The 15,703-nt window shown below is 48.3% G+C and carries 16 protein-coding genes; 6 read left to right on the top strand and 10 right to left on the bottom strand.

Features of this window, described 5'->3' with window-relative positions; all coding sequences use genetic code 11:
• Window positions 1-720: 720 nt before the first annotated feature.
• Together LG272_RS03050 and LG272_RS03045 are read right to left on the bottom strand one after the other, a co-directional pair.
• Window positions 721-3,849 (bottom strand): efflux RND transporter permease subunit, encoded by a 3,129-nt coding sequence (locus tag LG272_RS03050; protein WP_404409588.1) that lies wholly within the window; start codon window positions 3,847-3,849, stop codon window positions 721-723.
• Window positions 3,842-4,798, bottom strand: a complete 957-nt coding sequence (locus LG272_RS03045; RefSeq protein ID WP_157980825.1) for an efflux RND transporter periplasmic adaptor subunit — start codon at window positions 4,796-4,798, stop codon at window positions 3,842-3,844. Before LG272_RS03045 ends, LG272_RS03050 begins: the two co-directional genes overlap by 8 nt.
• 355 nt (window positions 4,799-5,153) lie before the next feature.
• Between LG272_RS03045 and LG272_RS03040 the strand changes: the two genes are divergently transcribed.
• Window positions 5,154-6,200 (top strand): CNNM domain-containing protein, encoded by a 1,047-nt coding sequence (locus tag LG272_RS03040; RefSeq protein ID WP_404409585.1) that lies wholly within the window; start codon window positions 5,154-5,156, stop codon window positions 6,198-6,200.
• Window positions 6,201-6,289: 89 nt separating this feature from the next.
• Entirely contained in the window at window positions 6,290-8,128 is a 1,839-nt protein-coding gene (gene typA, locus LG272_RS03035; RefSeq protein WP_404409583.1) for a translational GTPase TypA, read from the top strand.
• 89 nt (window positions 8,129-8,217) lie between these two features.
• Here typA and LG272_RS03030 read toward each other — a convergent pair whose 3' ends face one another.
• The 5 genes from LG272_RS03030 to LG272_RS03010 form a co-directional block, all read right to left on the bottom strand.
• Entirely contained in the window at window positions 8,218-8,523 is a 306-nt protein-coding gene (locus LG272_RS03030; RefSeq protein ID WP_126760034.1) for a helix-turn-helix domain-containing protein, read from the bottom strand.
• On the bottom strand, window positions 8,516-8,896 hold the full coding sequence (locus LG272_RS03025) for a type II toxin-antitoxin system RelE/ParE family toxin (RefSeq protein WP_404409580.1): 381 nt from the start codon (window positions 8,894-8,896) through the stop codon (window positions 8,516-8,518). The genes LG272_RS03030 and LG272_RS03025 overlap by 8 nt, the downstream gene beginning before the upstream one ends.
• Window positions 8,897-9,066: 170 nt before the next feature.
• The gene (locus LG272_RS03020) at window positions 9,067-9,477 is read right to left on the bottom strand and encodes a GreA/GreB family elongation factor (protein ID WP_404409578.1); all 411 of its coding nucleotides are present in this window, start codon (window positions 9,475-9,477) and stop codon (window positions 9,067-9,069) included.
• A gap of 193 nt (window positions 9,478-9,670) precedes the next feature.
• Window positions 9,671-10,327 carry a hemolysin III family protein gene (locus LG272_RS03015; protein WP_126760031.1) on the bottom strand — a complete coding sequence of 219 codons (657 nt, stop codon included), beginning with the start codon at window positions 10,325-10,327 and terminating at the stop codon, window positions 9,671-9,673.
• Between the two features lie 21 nt (window positions 10,328-10,348).
• Window positions 10,349-10,630: a DUF3081 family protein gene (locus LG272_RS03010; protein WP_126760030.1), complete on the bottom strand. Its 282-nt coding sequence runs from the start codon at window positions 10,628-10,630 to the stop codon at window positions 10,349-10,351.
• 140 nt (window positions 10,631-10,770) lie between these two features.
• Here LG272_RS03010 and LG272_RS03005 point away from each other — a divergent pair, with 140 nt between their 5' ends.
• Window positions 10,771-11,394 (top strand): TetR family transcriptional regulator, encoded by a 624-nt coding sequence (locus LG272_RS03005; protein WP_404409575.1) that lies wholly within the window; start codon window positions 10,771-10,773, stop codon window positions 11,392-11,394.
• A 10-nt stretch (window positions 11,395-11,404) separates the two neighbouring features.
• On the opposite strand, the gene LG272_RS03000 is transcribed toward LG272_RS03005, so the two are convergent.
• Genes LG272_RS03000 through LG272_RS02990 form a run of 3 tightly spaced genes read right to left on the bottom strand, consistent with a single transcriptional unit; the run spans window position 11,405 to window position 13,301 of the window.
• On the bottom strand, window positions 11,405-11,917 hold the full coding sequence (locus LG272_RS03000; RefSeq protein ID WP_404409573.1) for an NADPH-dependent FMN reductase: 513 nt from the start codon (window positions 11,915-11,917) through the stop codon (window positions 11,405-11,407).
• Window positions 11,917-12,570: a DUF2959 domain-containing protein gene (locus tag LG272_RS02995; protein WP_126760027.1), complete on the bottom strand. Its 654-nt coding sequence runs from the start codon at window positions 12,568-12,570 to the stop codon at window positions 11,917-11,919. The genes LG272_RS03000 and LG272_RS02995 overlap by 1 nt, the downstream gene beginning before the upstream one ends.
• Before the next feature lie 38 nt (window positions 12,571-12,608).
• Window positions 12,609-13,301, bottom strand: coding sequence for an SDR family NAD(P)-dependent oxidoreductase (locus tag LG272_RS02990; protein WP_404409571.1), 693 nt, complete (start codon window positions 13,299-13,301; stop codon window positions 12,609-12,611).
• Window positions 13,302-13,445: 144 nt separating this feature from the next.
• Between LG272_RS02990 and LG272_RS02985 the strand changes: the two genes are divergently transcribed.
• The 3 genes from LG272_RS02985 to LG272_RS02975 are packed head-to-tail and all read left to right on the top strand — an operon-like array spanning window position 13,446 to window position 15,696.
• On the top strand, window positions 13,446-14,342 hold the full coding sequence (locus LG272_RS02985; protein WP_404409569.1) for a virulence factor BrkB family protein: 897 nt from the start codon (window positions 13,446-13,448) through the stop codon (window positions 14,340-14,342).
• The gene (dtd, locus tag LG272_RS02980) at window positions 14,339-14,788 is read left to right on the top strand and encodes a D-aminoacyl-tRNA deacylase (protein WP_404409565.1); all 450 of its coding nucleotides are present in this window, start codon (window positions 14,339-14,341) and stop codon (window positions 14,786-14,788) included. The genes LG272_RS02985 and dtd overlap by 4 nt, the downstream gene beginning before the upstream one ends.
• 2 nt (window positions 14,789-14,790) lie before the next feature.
• Window positions 14,791-15,696 (top strand): bifunctional GNAT family N-acetyltransferase/hotdog fold thioesterase, encoded by a 906-nt coding sequence (locus tag LG272_RS02975; protein ID WP_126760023.1) that lies wholly within the window; start codon window positions 14,791-14,793, stop codon window positions 15,694-15,696.
• Window positions 15,697-15,703 lie beyond the last annotated feature (7 nt).

The following is a 15,703-nucleotide window of genomic DNA, read 5'->3' as shown; positions in this document are numbered from 1 at the left end:
CGTCATACACCTACTCACGTCATACATTTGCTCATCTCATACACCTGTTCATCTCATACACCGGCTCACGTCATACATCTGTTCATCTCATACACCTGCTCACGTCATACATTTGCTCATCTCATGCACCTGTTCATCTCATACACCTGCTCACGTCATACATTTGCTCATCTCATGCATCTGCTCATCTCATACACCTACTCACGTCATACATCTGTTCATCTCATACACCTGTTCATCTCGTACACCTACTCACGTCATACATTTGTTCATCTCATACACCTGCTCATCTCGTACACCTGCTCACGTCATACATTTGCTCATCTCATAGATTTTTCAGACGAATCGCGTGATTTTCCGTGTTGAACCTATTCAACTTACCAAAAAGGCTGATGTAACGGTGTGGGGCATGTGCTTTTATTTTGGCTGTTCAGTTGCATCAAAAATGGAGCAAAAAAGCCCCCTTCAAATGCTGCATTTTTGATGCAACTGAACACCCTTTTTCTGAGCCGACATACATGCTTGATAGGGCTTTCTATTATGGGTTCGGGGTTCGGGGTTCGGGGTTCGGGGTTCGGGGTTCGCGAACAGGGCGAAGCCCGGACGAACAGCGTAGCGCACGAAGCACGAACTACGCTGTTTGTTTGAGGGTTTCGTTATTGGCTTTCGCTTTTTCGAATAACGAATAACGAATAACGAATAACCAATAACGATTAACGATTAACGCTCTCGAGCGGTCCGGCGCCGCAGGAGCGACGCGTACAGCAATGGAATGACCACCAGCGTCAACGCCGTAGAGACCGCGATGCCGAAGATCAGGCTGACGGCCAGGCCGTTGAAGATGGGGTCATCGAGGATGAAGAAAGCACCCATCATGGCCGCGATTGCGGTCAACGTGATTGGTTTGGCACGTACGACAGCAGCTTCTATCACGGCGGTGTTGAGATCTTTGCCGGCGGCGACTTCTTCACGGATAAAATCGACCAGCAAGATGGAGTTCCGCACTATGATTCCGGCCAAGGCAATCATGCCGATCATGGAGGTGGCGGTGAACTGCGCACCAAGGATGGCATGGCCTGGCATGATGCCGATGAGCGTTAGTGGTATGGGTGCCATGATAACCAGTGGTGTCATGTAACTACCGAAGTGGCCGACTACCAGCACGTAAATCAACAACAAGCCGACTGCGTAGGCCAAGCCCATATCACGGAAGGTTTCGTAGGTGATTTGCCATTCGCCGTCCCACTTCAACGCGGTTTGGTCCCAGATATCAGGCTGCGCTATAAAAGTTTGTGGCAGTTCGATATCGCCGGCAGCGTCGAATAGGCCGTAGAGCGGACTATCGAGTTTGCCAGCCATATCGGCCGTCACATAAACTACTGGGCGCAAATCTTTGTGATACACCGGTTGCGCATAAGGTCGCTGTTCACGCTCAATGAGCTCCGCCACTGGAATGGCTTGACCGGTGGTTTGGCTGGTTACGGTAAGGCTCTCAAGTTGCGCTAACTGGCCTTGCCAATCCGCTGGCAGGCGTAACTTCACCGGTACCGGTTGGGTTTGACCGGGAATCGCCAAGTAGGTGACATTCATGCCGCCAAGTGCGGTTTGCAATACCTGCACCACTTGTCCAGCGGTCACGCCGAGTTGTGCGGCACGCTCACGATTCACTTCCCAAACTTCTTCGGTGGCTTCAGCCACGAGGGTGCTATCGATATCGACGACACCTTCGGTGGCGCGCAATTGCGCAAGCACGTCACGAGCACCTAATTCACGTGCTGCCTCTGACGGACCATACACTTCTGCGACTATTGGTGCGAGCACGGGCGGACCCGGCGGCACTTCAACAATCTTTAGGGACGCACCAACGGCTTCGGCAATTGGCGTTAGCATTGGCCGAATTGCCAAAGCAATCTCGTGACTCGCACGATCGCGCTCACCAAGTTCAGCGAGCGTGACTTGAATGTCGCCCATGTTGGCGCCTTCGCGCAAATAGTACTGGCGCACAAGGCCATTAAAGCCAATTGGTGACGCGGTGCCGGCATAGATTTGGGTGGCAACGACTTCGTCCACTTCGTCGAGTTTCTGTGCCAATTGCATGAGCGTCGCATTGGTCTCTTCTAAGCTACTGCCTTCTGGCATATCCAGTACCAGTTTGATTTCACTCTTGTTATCAAACGGCAGCATTTTCATCACCACGGCCTGCACCACCGCAAGACCCATCATTGCGACAATGAGAACAATCAGGCCAAAGCCCATGAAGTAACGCCGCTTACGATGTGTGAGCAACGGCTGCATGATGCGCTCAAAGAAGGTATGTAGTTTGCTGCTATGCGCTTCACCTTCATGATGTTCGTCTTTTAATAAATGACGAGCCAACCACGGCGTTACGGTTAGCGCGATAATCAGCGACAACAGCATGCCCAACGACGCGTTAATTGGGATGGGGCTCATGTACGGGCCCATCAAGCCACTCACAAACGCCATCGGAAGCAGGGCGGCGATTACAGTAAAGGTCGCCAAAATGGTCGGTCCCCCAACTTCGTCGACCGCTGCCGGAATCGAGGTTTTCAGAGACTTACCCAAACCTAAATGGCGGTGAATATTCTCCACCACCACAATGGCGTCATCAACCAAGATACCAATGGAGAATATCAGTGCGAATAGCGACACACGGTTCAGCGTAAAGCCCCATGCCCAAGACGCAAACAAGGTCATAGCGAGGGTCAGCACGACGGCGCTACCCACCACAACGGCTTCGCGTTTACCGAGGGTGAATAACACCAGTGCGACAACTGAGATGGTTGCGAAGATGAGCTTTTGAATAAGCTTTGAGGCTTTATCGTCTGCAGTTTGGCCATAGTTTCGTGTAACGTCGATTTCTAGCTCAGGCGGCAGCCATTGTTGCTTCAACGTATCGAGGCGCGCTAAAACTTCCTGCGCTACCACCACCGCGTTTTCACCGGCTTTTTTAGTGACGGCAAGCGTCACCGCTGGCTGTGCTTCGCCACCCGCTGGACGCGACCACACGTAACGAGATGGTACCACTGCGCTTTCGCTGATTTCGGCCACTTGCTCCAGGCGAACCGGCTTGCCGTCAACGTTGGCAACAATCAGATGACGCAATGTGTTCACGCTATCGATAAAGCTACTCGCTTGCACAGGAATTTGCTGGCCTTGAGCCAGTCGATAACCTGCTTGCGCGCTTTGGTTTTGCCCCGCCAAAGCTTGGCTCACCGCATTAAAATCTAAGCCGATACGGCTCAATGCGGTGTTATCTAAAGTTACGTTAATTTGCTCGGGCTCAGCGCCAATGACATTTACTTCGCGCACGCCGCTAACGTTTTGGAGTGGCTCGACTAAGGTGTCAGCAACCGATTTCAAATCAAGTCCGTCGGCGGTAATGGTTAGCCCAAGAATTGGTACATCATCGATACCTCGAGCTTTCACCAGAGGTTGTGAAAAGTTGGGGTGGCGAACTTGCCAGCTTGCTAGGCTATCGAAGAGCTCGACCAACGCTTTATCGCGCGGTACACCCACTTCAAATTGCACCGTCACCAGCGCTTGGCCTGGCTGTGATACCGAGTAAATATGCTCAATACCCTGCATGCGTGCAAAGTGCTGCTCTAGCGGCGTCGCTAATTGATCTTCAACTTGACTAACGGCGGCGCCCGGAAATGCCACCATGACATCGGCCATGGTCACGTCAATTTGCGGTTCTTCTTCACGCGGCGTAATTAGCGCCGCCATGATGCCAAGAATTAGGCCAAAAATTGCCAACAACGGCGTGAGCTGAGAACGTTCACCCCATGCCGCAAATTTACCTGCGATACCAAGGGGCTTGTTACTCATAGCTGATCACCTCACCGGCTTTCAATCCACTCACAACTTCTACAAAACCGTCTTGGCTTAAGCCTAAACGCACCGCACGCCAGCTATTATCTTGCATGCGAACCATGGTGAGCTCGCCTTGGTTATAAATGGCCTCGGCAGGCACTTGTACGCCTTGATGCTCGCCCACTTTCACCAATACTGGCTGCCACTGCCCCGGCATCAATCCACTATCACTTGGTAAAATTAACCGCATGCGCACGGTACTCGATTGACTGTGCACCGTAGGAAACACTTGTTGCGAAGTTGGCTCTAACCCATTAACACGGGCCCACTGGTAGGTAGTTGCTAGATGGGCATAGCGGGCTGGCAAGTCCACATGTAAACGTAATTCAGCAGGGTCGAAACCAGACAATAATGGCATACCTGGTTGCACTAATTCGCCGGGCTCGACAAAACGCTCGCTGACAATACCACCGTAAGGTGCTTTCACCTCAGTGTAGCTGAGTTGTTCTTCGGCGCGCTCAACCGCAGCTTCGGCTGAGCGTAGTTGTGCTTTGGCGTTGTCGAGACGCGCTTTGGCGCGGTCGCGCTCAGCCACCGGTACTAAATCGCGTTGCACTAAGCTAGTTACCCGATCAAATTCTTGCTGTTCGGCAATCAGTGTGGCACCAGCTGCGGCTAGTTGCGCTTGTGCCTGGGTTAGCATTTGATATTGCTCAACTGAGGTAATGGTCACGAGCGTTGCGCCGGCTGGCACATTGTCGCCGACATCAACCAATACCTTCTCAACGCGACCAGAAACTTGCGCTGATACGGTTGCACTGTTGGTTGACTCAACCAGCCCTTGCAAGCGCAGATATTCTGCAATAGTCGTAGACTGAACTTGATGCTCAGCTGCGACCGTCGAGGTTGCAACACTGGCAGTACTGACAACAAACAGGGCGATTGCCCAAGCACGCAATGACATATTCATCTCCTTGCCGAATTTTGCTCAGTTGAATTTCGTAAGTAACTAAAATTGTCTAAAGTATAGAGCAAAAATAGGCAACTGTGGATGATTTATTTCGTATTTTTCTAAAGTAAAGAAAAAGTCTTACGATATATGCCTTTCCACTGAGCTACAGAACCTATTCTCAGTTATCTTGAACATCAATTTCGATAAAATATTGACCTGCATCAGGCCTAACGAGAGAGGCGATATCAGTATTTCGCGAAGTTACAACTTTTAACCGAAGATGTCGGCAAATGTCCTCATTTTTTTATATTGTGAAAAAGCAGGCGCTCTGCCAAAATATCGATTCATTTGTTAACGAAGCGACCCTATGTTTCTTTTAATTGTTTTTGCGTTTGTTGCTGTTGGTATTTCATTTATATGTTCTATTTTGGAAGCGGCACTGCTTTCAATTACCCCAAGCTATATTGCGCATCTGAAAGAACAGCGCCCCAAGCTACACGCAAAATTACAGAAATTAAAAACCAATATTGACCGTCCGTTAGCGGCTATTTTGACATTAAACACCGTTGCGCACACCGCTGGTGCAGCCGGTGTTGGTGCGCAAGTTGGTGTGGTATTTGGCGATGGTTATTTAGCGGCTGCTTCAGCCGTCATGACAGTTCTTATTTTGGTGCTTTCAGAGATTTTGCCAAAAACGATTGGCGCGAAATTCTGGCGTCAACTCGCACCGACGTTACCAAGCATTTTAAATTTCATGATTATGATCTTACGTCCATTCATTTGGCTGTCTGATCAAATCACCAAGCGCATTGGCGGCGAAGAACATGTCGACGTGCGTTCGGAAATTAAAGCGCTCGCCATTTTAGGTTATGAACAAAAATTAATTGATGCCGATGAACGCCGCGTGATTGGTAACATGCTCGATTTGCATACCATTCGAGTTCGCGACGTAATGACGCCGCGAACTGTTTGTGAATCGGTGCGTCCTGACGAAACCATTAGTGAGTTTCTATATCGTGCGAAAACGATGCCTTACTCGCGTTTTCCTGTAATTGACGCCGACGAAGTACCGCACGGCATTATTTTGCGTAACGAAGCGCTCGAATCGGATACCGACAAAACCATTAACGAGCTGGCGCGCGATGTCGAAGTGGTTTCCGAAACTGTCAACGTAGAACAAGTGATGCGGATGCTCTTAGATCAACGTCAGCACATGGCACTAGTATTTGATGAGCACGGCACTTGGATGGGGTTAGTTACCCTCGAAGATATTATCGAGACTATTCTGGGCCAACCCATTATGGATGAAACCGATACCATTCCAAGCCTACGTCGCTATGCTCAGCAACGCTGGGACAAACGTCTGAAGCAATCTGACGCCGACAACGGCGACGCCACCAACGAAAAAAACTAGCTTGTATAAGCGCGCAAGCGTATAATACGCCGCTATTTTAACCAATGGCGGCTCATACCGTCTCCTCGCGTTTTTTACAGGCTTTATCAATGACAATTCAAGCGACTGAACTTTCCAAGCTGCGTAATATTGCAATTATTGCGCACGTTGACCATGGCAAAACAACCTTGGTTGATAAACTTTTACAGCAATCGGGCACTCTTGAGAGCCGCGGTGGCGTAGAAGAACGCATCATGGACTCCAACGATCTTGAGAAAGAACGTGGCATCACCATTTTGGCGAAAAACACTGCGGTAAACTACAAAGACTACCGCATCAATATTTTGGACACGCCAGGACACGCCGATTTCGGTGGTGAAGTAGAGCGCGTATTGTCGATGGCCGACTCGGTATTATTGGTTGTTGACGCGGTTGACGGCCCAATGCCACAAACTCGATTCGTTACGCAAAAAGCGTTCGCACACGGTTTGAAACCAATTGTGGTTATCAACAAAATTGACCGCCCGGGCGCACGTCCTGATTGGGTTATGGACCAAGTATTCGACTTATTCGATAACTTAGGTGCAACCGACGAACAGTTAGACTTCCCAGTGGTTTACGCTTCAGCGTTGAACGGTTGGGCGACTCTAGATTACAACGAGCAAACCGACAACATGACGGCCTTATTCGAGACGATTCTTGAGAAAGTATCGCCACCGGATGCCGACCGTGAAGGTGCGTTGCAAATGCAAATCTCACAGCTGGATTACTCAAGCTACGTGGGCATCATTGGCATCGGCCGTATTAAGCGCGGTACGTTGAAGTTGAACCAGCAGGTCACCGTGGTTGGCGCTGACGGCACCAAACGTAACGGCAAAGTTGGTCAAATCTTTGGCTACTTGGGCCTTGACCGTATTGAAACGGATCAAGCCAGCGCCGGCGATATCGTTGCAGTAACCGGTTTGGGTGAACTTAAAATTTCTGACACTGTGTGTGCAGCGGGTGCAGTTGAAGCGCTACCGCCACTTACCGTTGATGAACCTACAGTAACCATGACCTTCCAGGTCAACACCTCACCGTTTGCCGGTAAAGAAGGTAAATTCGTGACTTCACGTCAAATTCTTGAGCGTTTGCAGCAAGAGCTGAAGCACAACGTGGCGTTGCGTGTTCAAGAAACCGACAACCCAGATCGTTTCCGTGTTTCTGGTCGCGGTGAATTGCACTTAGGCGTATTGATTGAAAACATGCGTCGTGAAGGTTTTGAATTAGCGGTATCACGCCCTGAAGTTATCATGCGTGAAGTGAACGGTGTGAAAGAAGAGCCGTTTGAAAACTTAACCGTCGATATCGAAGAGCAACACCAAGGCTCAGTGATGGAAAAACTCGGCTTACGTAAAGCTGAAATGACCAACATGACCCCTGATGGTAAAGGCCGTGTTCGTATCGACTTTATCGTACCGAGTCGTGGTTTGATTGGTTTCCAAACTGAGTTCATGACGTTGTCGTCAGGTACTGGTTTGATGTATCACAGCTTTGACCATTACGGCCCATTCAAAGGCGGTAACATTGGTCAGCGCATCAACGGTGTATTGATTTCAAATGCTCAAGGTAAAGCCTTAGCCTACGCCTTGTTTAACTTGCAAGAGCGCGGCCGTTTGATGATTGGTCACGCGGAAGAAGTATACGAAGGTATGGTGATTGGTATTCACAGCCGTTCAAACGACCTTACCGTTAACTGTTTGAAAGGTAAGCAGCTAACTAACATCCGTGCCGCGGGTACTGATGACGCGTTGTTGTTAACCCCACCAATTCGTATGTCGCTTGAACAAGCACTTGAGTTTATCGATGACGACGAGCTGGTAGAAATCACGCCAAAATCAATTCGTATTCGTAAGCGTATGCTGACCGAAAACGAGCGTAAACGCGCTAGCCGTAGCAAAGACGACTAAGCTATAATCGTTTACCTGTTTAGCAATACACAATAAGCGCCTTTTCAGGCGCTTATTTTTTGCTTATTAAATAGGTAGATAAACGTCTTTTAGCCAATCCTCTTAATCGTCATTTGATCGCCATCGGGAAAAACCGCCTGTAGCTTAAGTTCACCGCCCAAAGCTGCCACATACTGCTCCAGTGTGCTTAGCAAAGCATCAGGTCGCGCCTCAATCTGCGATATATTTGGTTGCGCCATTCGTAGCCTCTTGGCTAATTCAACCTGTTTTACGCCGCGGTGCTTTCGAACTTCAGCTAACGTCATTTCCGCTACAATATTTAATGCTTTTTCACGAGCTTTCGTTTGAACCTCGGGGGCAATTTGCTTACGGAATTCATTCAATGATCTAGTCATTCTTACTCCTCTCATTCGAGCGAATAATGTTACTCAAATGATTTTCAAATTCTTCTTCGGCGAGTCTTATCATTCGTTGATAAAAATGCTTATCTCCTGAGCCATCCTTGCGGCCACCACACAAAAGCACCGCCATTCGGTTTGGATCAAAGGCGTAAAATACCCGATACGGTTTTCCACGATGCTGAATCCGGAGCTCCTTTAAATTTGAAATTTTGGATGCTCCTTTTACGCTGTCACTCAACGGACGGCGCAAATATGGACCCAGTATTTCAAGCACATCAACCGCGGTTTGAATTTCGATTTGCTCTTCAGTCGTTAAACAAAGAAACCAGCTTGCGTATTTTTCCGTTAATAATATTTTCCATTCCATGGATTCACTCATTATAAGTTAGAAATTATATAATTCAAAAATTATATTGACTCGATAGGGTAACAAAAAGAGCACCCAGTGGGTGCTCTTGAATCTAGTCGTGACTCTTGTTTTTCTTCTCACGACGTTTTTCTTTTAGTGTTTTTTGTGGCTTCTTTTTCGCCTTTTCTTTACTCATTGCTCGCTCCTTTACGATTGAGTGCCATTAATCGCCAGCGACTCTCGCTAGCCCCTGAAACAACCGAAAACTCTGCGCCTAATGGCAATGCAAGTAGTGCCAACCCAACCGGGGACAAGTATGAAACAAGGCCCTGATGTGGGTTGGCACGACTTGGCTCGACAAGCTGGAAAGTAAAGACATCGCCCACACACCCGTGCGTTAGAATGTGTCGTATCGTGACTTCCGATCCGATTTCGACACATGGATGAATACGTGATCGTGGCTGATGTATACGCTCTAAACGTTGCAGCAAATCAGAGAGCAATAACGGGTGTTGTAACACTCGGCGTTGCTGACACTGAAAGAGGTAATGATTAAAACACGAGGTTGAACTGCAATAGTTCATTACACGCGCAAGCACGGCATTTTCTCCTACCGAACTGAAACACGAAAAATTGAATTTTGGGAATAACTACAGGTGCCGATTGCTAGGCTGCAATCGGCTTAAACTGGAAAGGTAAGTGCGGTACTTTGAATTGAAAAATCAGCTTTAAACATGGCTTCCTCACTGTGCGGAGCAGACCATAGCCCGTTCCGTTCAGAAAGGCAAGCCACTAAATCACATCGGGGTGCGGCAGCACAAAATAGAACACTGAGAAGAAGTGAAGTACGCTGCCGGCGAGCACGAATACGTGCCAAATGGCGTGATGAAAGCGCAGCGATTTCCACACGTAGAAAATGACGCCGAAGGTATAGGCAAGGCCGCCAGCTAACAGTAACCACAAACCGCCGGCTTCAACGGTTTCAAGCATCGGTTGAATCACCACTAGAGCCATCCAGCCTAAGCCAAGATAGAGAGAGAGCGACAACCACTTTTTACGCTCTTTCATGGCAACTTCCATGATGACGCCAATCAGCGCAATGCTCCACACCACAGCTAACAGCGTCCATCCCCACGCACCACGCAAATTAACCAGTGCAAACGGTGTGTAAGTACCGGCAATTAGCACATAAATAGCAGCGTGATCCATCTGTTGAAAGAAAGCTTTGATACGTGGCCACGGAAACGCATGATAGAGTGTTGACGCGAGGTAGAGTAAAATTAAGCTCGCGCCGTAAATGCCGGCGCTCACCACATGAAAGGTATCACCGTAAGATACTGCCCAAACCAACATAAACACCAACCCGACTATAGCGGCAATGGCCCCAACGCCATGCGTCAGTGCATGGGCTATTTCTTCAGCCAAACTGTAGGGTTTATGTTTACTCACGACGTTTACCTTTTGGTTAAATTATTCGCCACGTTCAGGGGTATAGTGGCCTTTGCTGATATTTTCAATGGCCTTCATAAAGTTTTCGAACTGCCGTTCATTTTCGTAATCCAAATGATACTTATTATGGAATTCGAGGCGCATGTTGACACCTTGGCCTTCCAAAAACACCGTATAGCCATCGAAATCGGTATAAGCCGTTATACCTTCTAAGGTTTTTCGCCCTTCGTCATCTGGCTTGCCATATTCAATAATGGTTTCAAACGCGTCTAACACGAGGCGTTGGTCAATATCATTTTTCATGGTCGACCTCCAACAAAATTAAGTGTCGTTAACAGCATAGCATCGTTTTATGACCAGTTTATTGATCTTTTTACATACATACATGCATGTTTGTTTAAAATCGATTATAATGTCATCACTACTACGTAATGAGGTGAGATGTGGTTCGTCGTACCAAAGAAGATGCGTTAACAACAAAAGCTGCATTGCTTGATGCTGCTGAACGCTTGTTCAGTGAACAAGGAGTTTCTAATACTTCAATGAATCAAGTGGCTGAAGCGGCTGGAGTGACTCGGGGGGCTATTTATCACCATTTCCAGAATAAACTGGATTTGATTGATGCCTTGATGGAGCGAGTGCGTCTACCGGTAGACGAAATGCGTGACGAACTGGCGCAAACCTATCAAGGTGATCCGGTGTCATTGTTACGTGCCCGCTGCTTCCACATCATCGGTCAAGTGCAAGATGATCCGCATACACAGGCTCTCGTGAATATTCTCCTGCATAAATGTGAGTATGTTGATGACGCATTGCCGATTCATTTACGTCACTTAGGTGGCCGTAATGCTTGTATCACTGAATGCGTGTTGCTGGCTGACAAAGCCAAGGAGCAAGGTTTAATTGATGAGAAATATGATTCAAAAGCGACTGTTATGGGCTTGTTTAGCCTAGTAGACGGATTGATGTATAACTGGCTGCTGGATAAAACTTACTTTGATTTATCACAAACAGCCAGCCAAGCCATTGATACTTATCTCGCCGGCTTAAAGCCGCGCGGCGCATAAGCTTCAGCTGTTAATCGCCTTGCTTTAAAAAGCCTTTGATTTGTTTGGCATCGAAGTTCGCGATGGTCTCATCGCTGGCTTGCGGGCAACTTAAAAACATTGGCGCCACGTAGCTCTTGATCGCCGCCATAACCACCATTAAATGCGTCATCGATCGCATCGCACCCATACGCCCTGGCGATGCACCTGCCAATAACACGTTCTTACCCACCCAAGGGTTTTGCTCAAGCCGCGTTGTCCAATCAATCGCGTTCTTAAGTAATGGCGGCACCGAGCTGTTGTACTCTGGCGTGACAATGACGATCTTGGTGGCGTCAGAAATTGCGGTTGCGAGCTTCTGAATGTTGGATGGCACACCATTTTCATCTTCATAGTCGCCATTGTAGATAGGTGCATCTAACTCTGCTGCAGGATATAAATAACACGCACGCCCGTCACTTTCTGCAACTTCAGCAATACGCTTCTGAAATTTACCATTGAGTGATTCTTTACGACTGCTCCCAGCGAGAATCAATAAACTCATTACGATCCCTCCTTCATGGCTTCAATGAATGCATTCGACTCTTGAATGGCAGATTCCATTTCACGAATTAAAACATCAACATCGGTGCGCAAACTGCGATACTCACCACGAATTGCATCAACGGCTTTCGCGTTTAAGTTATGTTTTAAATACAGTACGTTGTCTTGTAGTTTCTCGAGAACCGGCGCCATCGTGTCGGCGGCTCTTTCCATGCTTTGTAACAAACTCGTGTAACGACGTTCGGTTTCGCGAAGTGACCGCTCACTTTCGCGACGCATAGAGTCATTACTATACATACCGAGCTCTTCTTGCCACTCATCAAATAATGCTTGAGCAACATCATCGATGGCCTCAATGCGTTCATAAACGCGCTCGGCAGCCGCTTTGCTACTCTCATAATCGTCGTTTAAAGCATTGTAACGCGCTTCTAACTCACCACCGTCGAACTGCAACAACTCATCGAGGCGTTGCAATGCTGATTTAAATTCTTCCTGTGCGTCAGATTGTGCGTCGCGAGCATCGTCGACACGGTCGACCAAAATGTCACGTTTGTGGATGCCGACTTTCTCCATGGCACCGTAGTATGCGCTTTGGCAACCTGCCAAAACCACAACGGCGAACATAACGCCAGTCCAATTCATCAAGTAACGCATAACCACTCCTTAGTTGGCTGTTGTGCGGTCAGTATAGCTTAATACGGTAACGGCGAGCCATCCCAATGCCAAAAACCGCCTGAATCTTCAGCAGTTAATTGCTTGATAACGGTAGCGATTCGCTCAGCCGACTGCGCTGGTGTATACAATTTATCGGCCGCTATACGTTGCTGAAACGGTTGCGATAGCTCGGTATCGGTGGTGCCCGGATGAATTGCTGCCAAGCAGAGCTGTTTGTGGGTGCGCTTGAGTTCAACTGAGGCGGTTTTCAACAACATGTTTAATGCCGCTTTACTGGCTCGATAACTATACCAACCGCCTAAATAGTTATCGGTAATACTACCGACTTTCGCGCTAAGCTGCGCCCACACACATGGACTCTTTTTCGGCAAAATAGGCAGCAACTGCTGCAGTAGTAAAATGGGAAGTACTGCATTCACGTAATAGGTTTGCTGCAATTGATGCCAATTCAAATCAGCAAGGCGCTTTTCTGGCATAAAATCATCGTTATGCAAAATGCCGAGTGTACTTATCACAACATCCGGTTGTTGCAACTGCGACACAATGCGTTGGAGGCTGGCTTCGGTATAATCAGTTACTTGCAACCAGTGGCCCGGTAATTTCGACACCTGCTGACGGCTTAGCGCTTGCACACGTGCACCTTGTTGGTGGTAATACTGCACCAACGCTTGCCCAATACCACCACCGGCACCAATGATGAGTACCTGCATAGAATCACTCCTCACAAAACCAACAATCTGTCTCTATAATTGGCGATTAGCCAAGAACAAGGTATGTTATTTACGTGATTTGCACGGTTTGGGATTATAGTGATGCCAAAAGTTGCAGCAAACGGCAATTCAAAAGAGAGCGGAATGAGCGAAACAACACCTGAGCAAACCGCATTAAAACGATGGCAAGAACGTGGCCGGAAGGCTTGGCGGTTCTTGAAATATTTTGGCAAGCGCTGTCTAGATGACCGCGTGACCATTGTTGCTGGCCATTTAACCTTTGTGAGCATGCTCGCCTTAGTACCATTGCTTGTGGTGATGTTTTCGGTGTTCTCGGCTTTCCCGATGTTCGAGCAATTAAAAGAAGAGCTCGAAAAATTATTGTTTGCGAATTTATTGCCGACGTCTGGCGAAGTGATCAGCGAGTATTTGAATCAGTTTGTGAGCAATGTTTCGAAAATGACAACCGTTGGGGTGATCTTCGTTATTGTCGTCGCTGTCAATTTGATCAGCACAATCGATGGCACCATGAACCGCATTTGGCGAAATCACAAACGCCGCCGGATGGTGGTTGCACTCGCGGTTTACTGGATGATTTTGACTCTCGGTCCAATCCTGATGGGCTCAGGTATGGCAGTGACCTCCTATTTGATATCACTGACAGCGGCCGCTGAAGTTTATGTATCTGGGGTGCGTACGACATTATTAAGCATCGTACCCATTCTCACTTCGTTAGTGGCGTTTATGCTGTTGTACATCATGATGCCAAACCGTATAGTGCGCGCCCGACATGCATTTTGGGGAGCGTTGTTGGCCGCAATCTTGTTCGAACTTAGTAAAACTGGCTTTGCAGCCTACATTACGGCGTTTCCTAGTTATCAGGCAATTTATGGTGCGCTGGCAGCAATTCCAATCTTGCTACTGTGGATATTTGTGTCTTGGAACATTGTGCTGGTGGGCGCCGAACTTACCGCCAGCATTGAGGAGTTTTTCCACCCTCCAAAATCTGAATCTGAAGTAACAACCGAAGGAAGTGAATGAAAGCATTAATTCAACGCGTCAGTGAGGCATCCGTCACTGTTGCCGGTGAGCGTATTGGCGCCATAGCGCACGGCTTGTTAGTCTTGCTCGGTATCGATAGAACCGACACGCTTGATGATGTAACCAAGCTGGCAACCAAAGTAGCTGGTTATCGCCTATTTGCTGATGCTGAAGATAAAATGAATTTGAGTGTGCAAGATGTTCAAGGCGGCGTGTTGGTGGTTTCGCAATTTACCTTGGCAGCGGATACCCAGTCGGGTCGACGTCCGAGCTTTTCTTCAGCTGCGCCACCAAGCCAGGCTGAACCACTGTATTTAGCCTTTGTGGATGCGCTCAATCAGCTTGGCATTCACACTGCGACAGGTGAATTTGGTGCGGATATGAAAGTGGCTTTGGTCAACGATGGGCCCGTTACCTTCATGCTGCATTCCAACAACAAGGGTTAACTATGTACCGTGTTATCGCTCCGGAAACACCGGAACAATTTGCCACTTATTACGACTTGCGTTGGCGCGTATTGCGCGAACCTTTTCAACGACCGCGTGGCTCTGAACAAGACGAATACGATCAAGTGGGCTACCACCGCATGGTCGTCAATAGCGCTGGTCAAGCGGTTGCCGTAGGGCGGTTGCATTTTAACAGTCCCGACGAAGGGCAGATTCGATTTATGGCATCGGCGCCGGAGCACCGTGGTGAAGGTCACGGCGTTGCCATTGTTTATGAACTCGAGAAAGTCGCACGCGCGGAAGGCGCCAAGCACATAGTGATTAACTCTCGCGATAACACCTTAGGTTTTTACATTAAGTGTGGCTACGAGGTGGTAGAAGAAGGTGATACGGTCAAGAACCCGCAAGCAGAGCACCAACTGCGTAAAACGTTGACTGAATACAACCGCATTATTTATCGTCCAGACTGGTGCCAAGAGTTACAAACCACTTGGCATAGCGAAATTCCAATTTCAGAAACCATGGGCATTCGTATTACGCAATATACAGGGCGCGAATTTGAGACCACCGCAACGCTGTCACGTAACATTAATGTGCATGGCACCATGTTTGCCGGCAGTATTTATTCGTTGGCAACCTTGACGTGCTGGGGGTTGTTGCATTTACAATTGCGCGAACGACAGCTGCACGGCGCAGTGGTGTTAGCCGATGGCCAAATTCATTACCACAAACCCGTTAGCCGAGAGCCTCGTGCGATTGCACGGTTGTCAGCAATGACCGGTGATTTATCGGCGTTAACGCTTGGTAAAAATGCACGGGCTACTTTAAAGTCACAGGTATTTGATGGCGATAAACCCGTCGCGGAATTTACAGGTCAGTTTGTCGTGCTAGCTAATAACGAAAAATAAGAAGGAC

The sequence above is a fragment of the Pseudidiomarina marina genome (assembly GCF_044807045.1).
Lineage (GTDB): Bacteria > Pseudomonadota > Gammaproteobacteria > Enterobacterales > Alteromonadaceae > Pseudidiomarina > Pseudidiomarina marina.
Note: the sequence above shows the minus strand (reverse complement) of the source record. Positions and strands in the feature narration are given on the sequence as shown.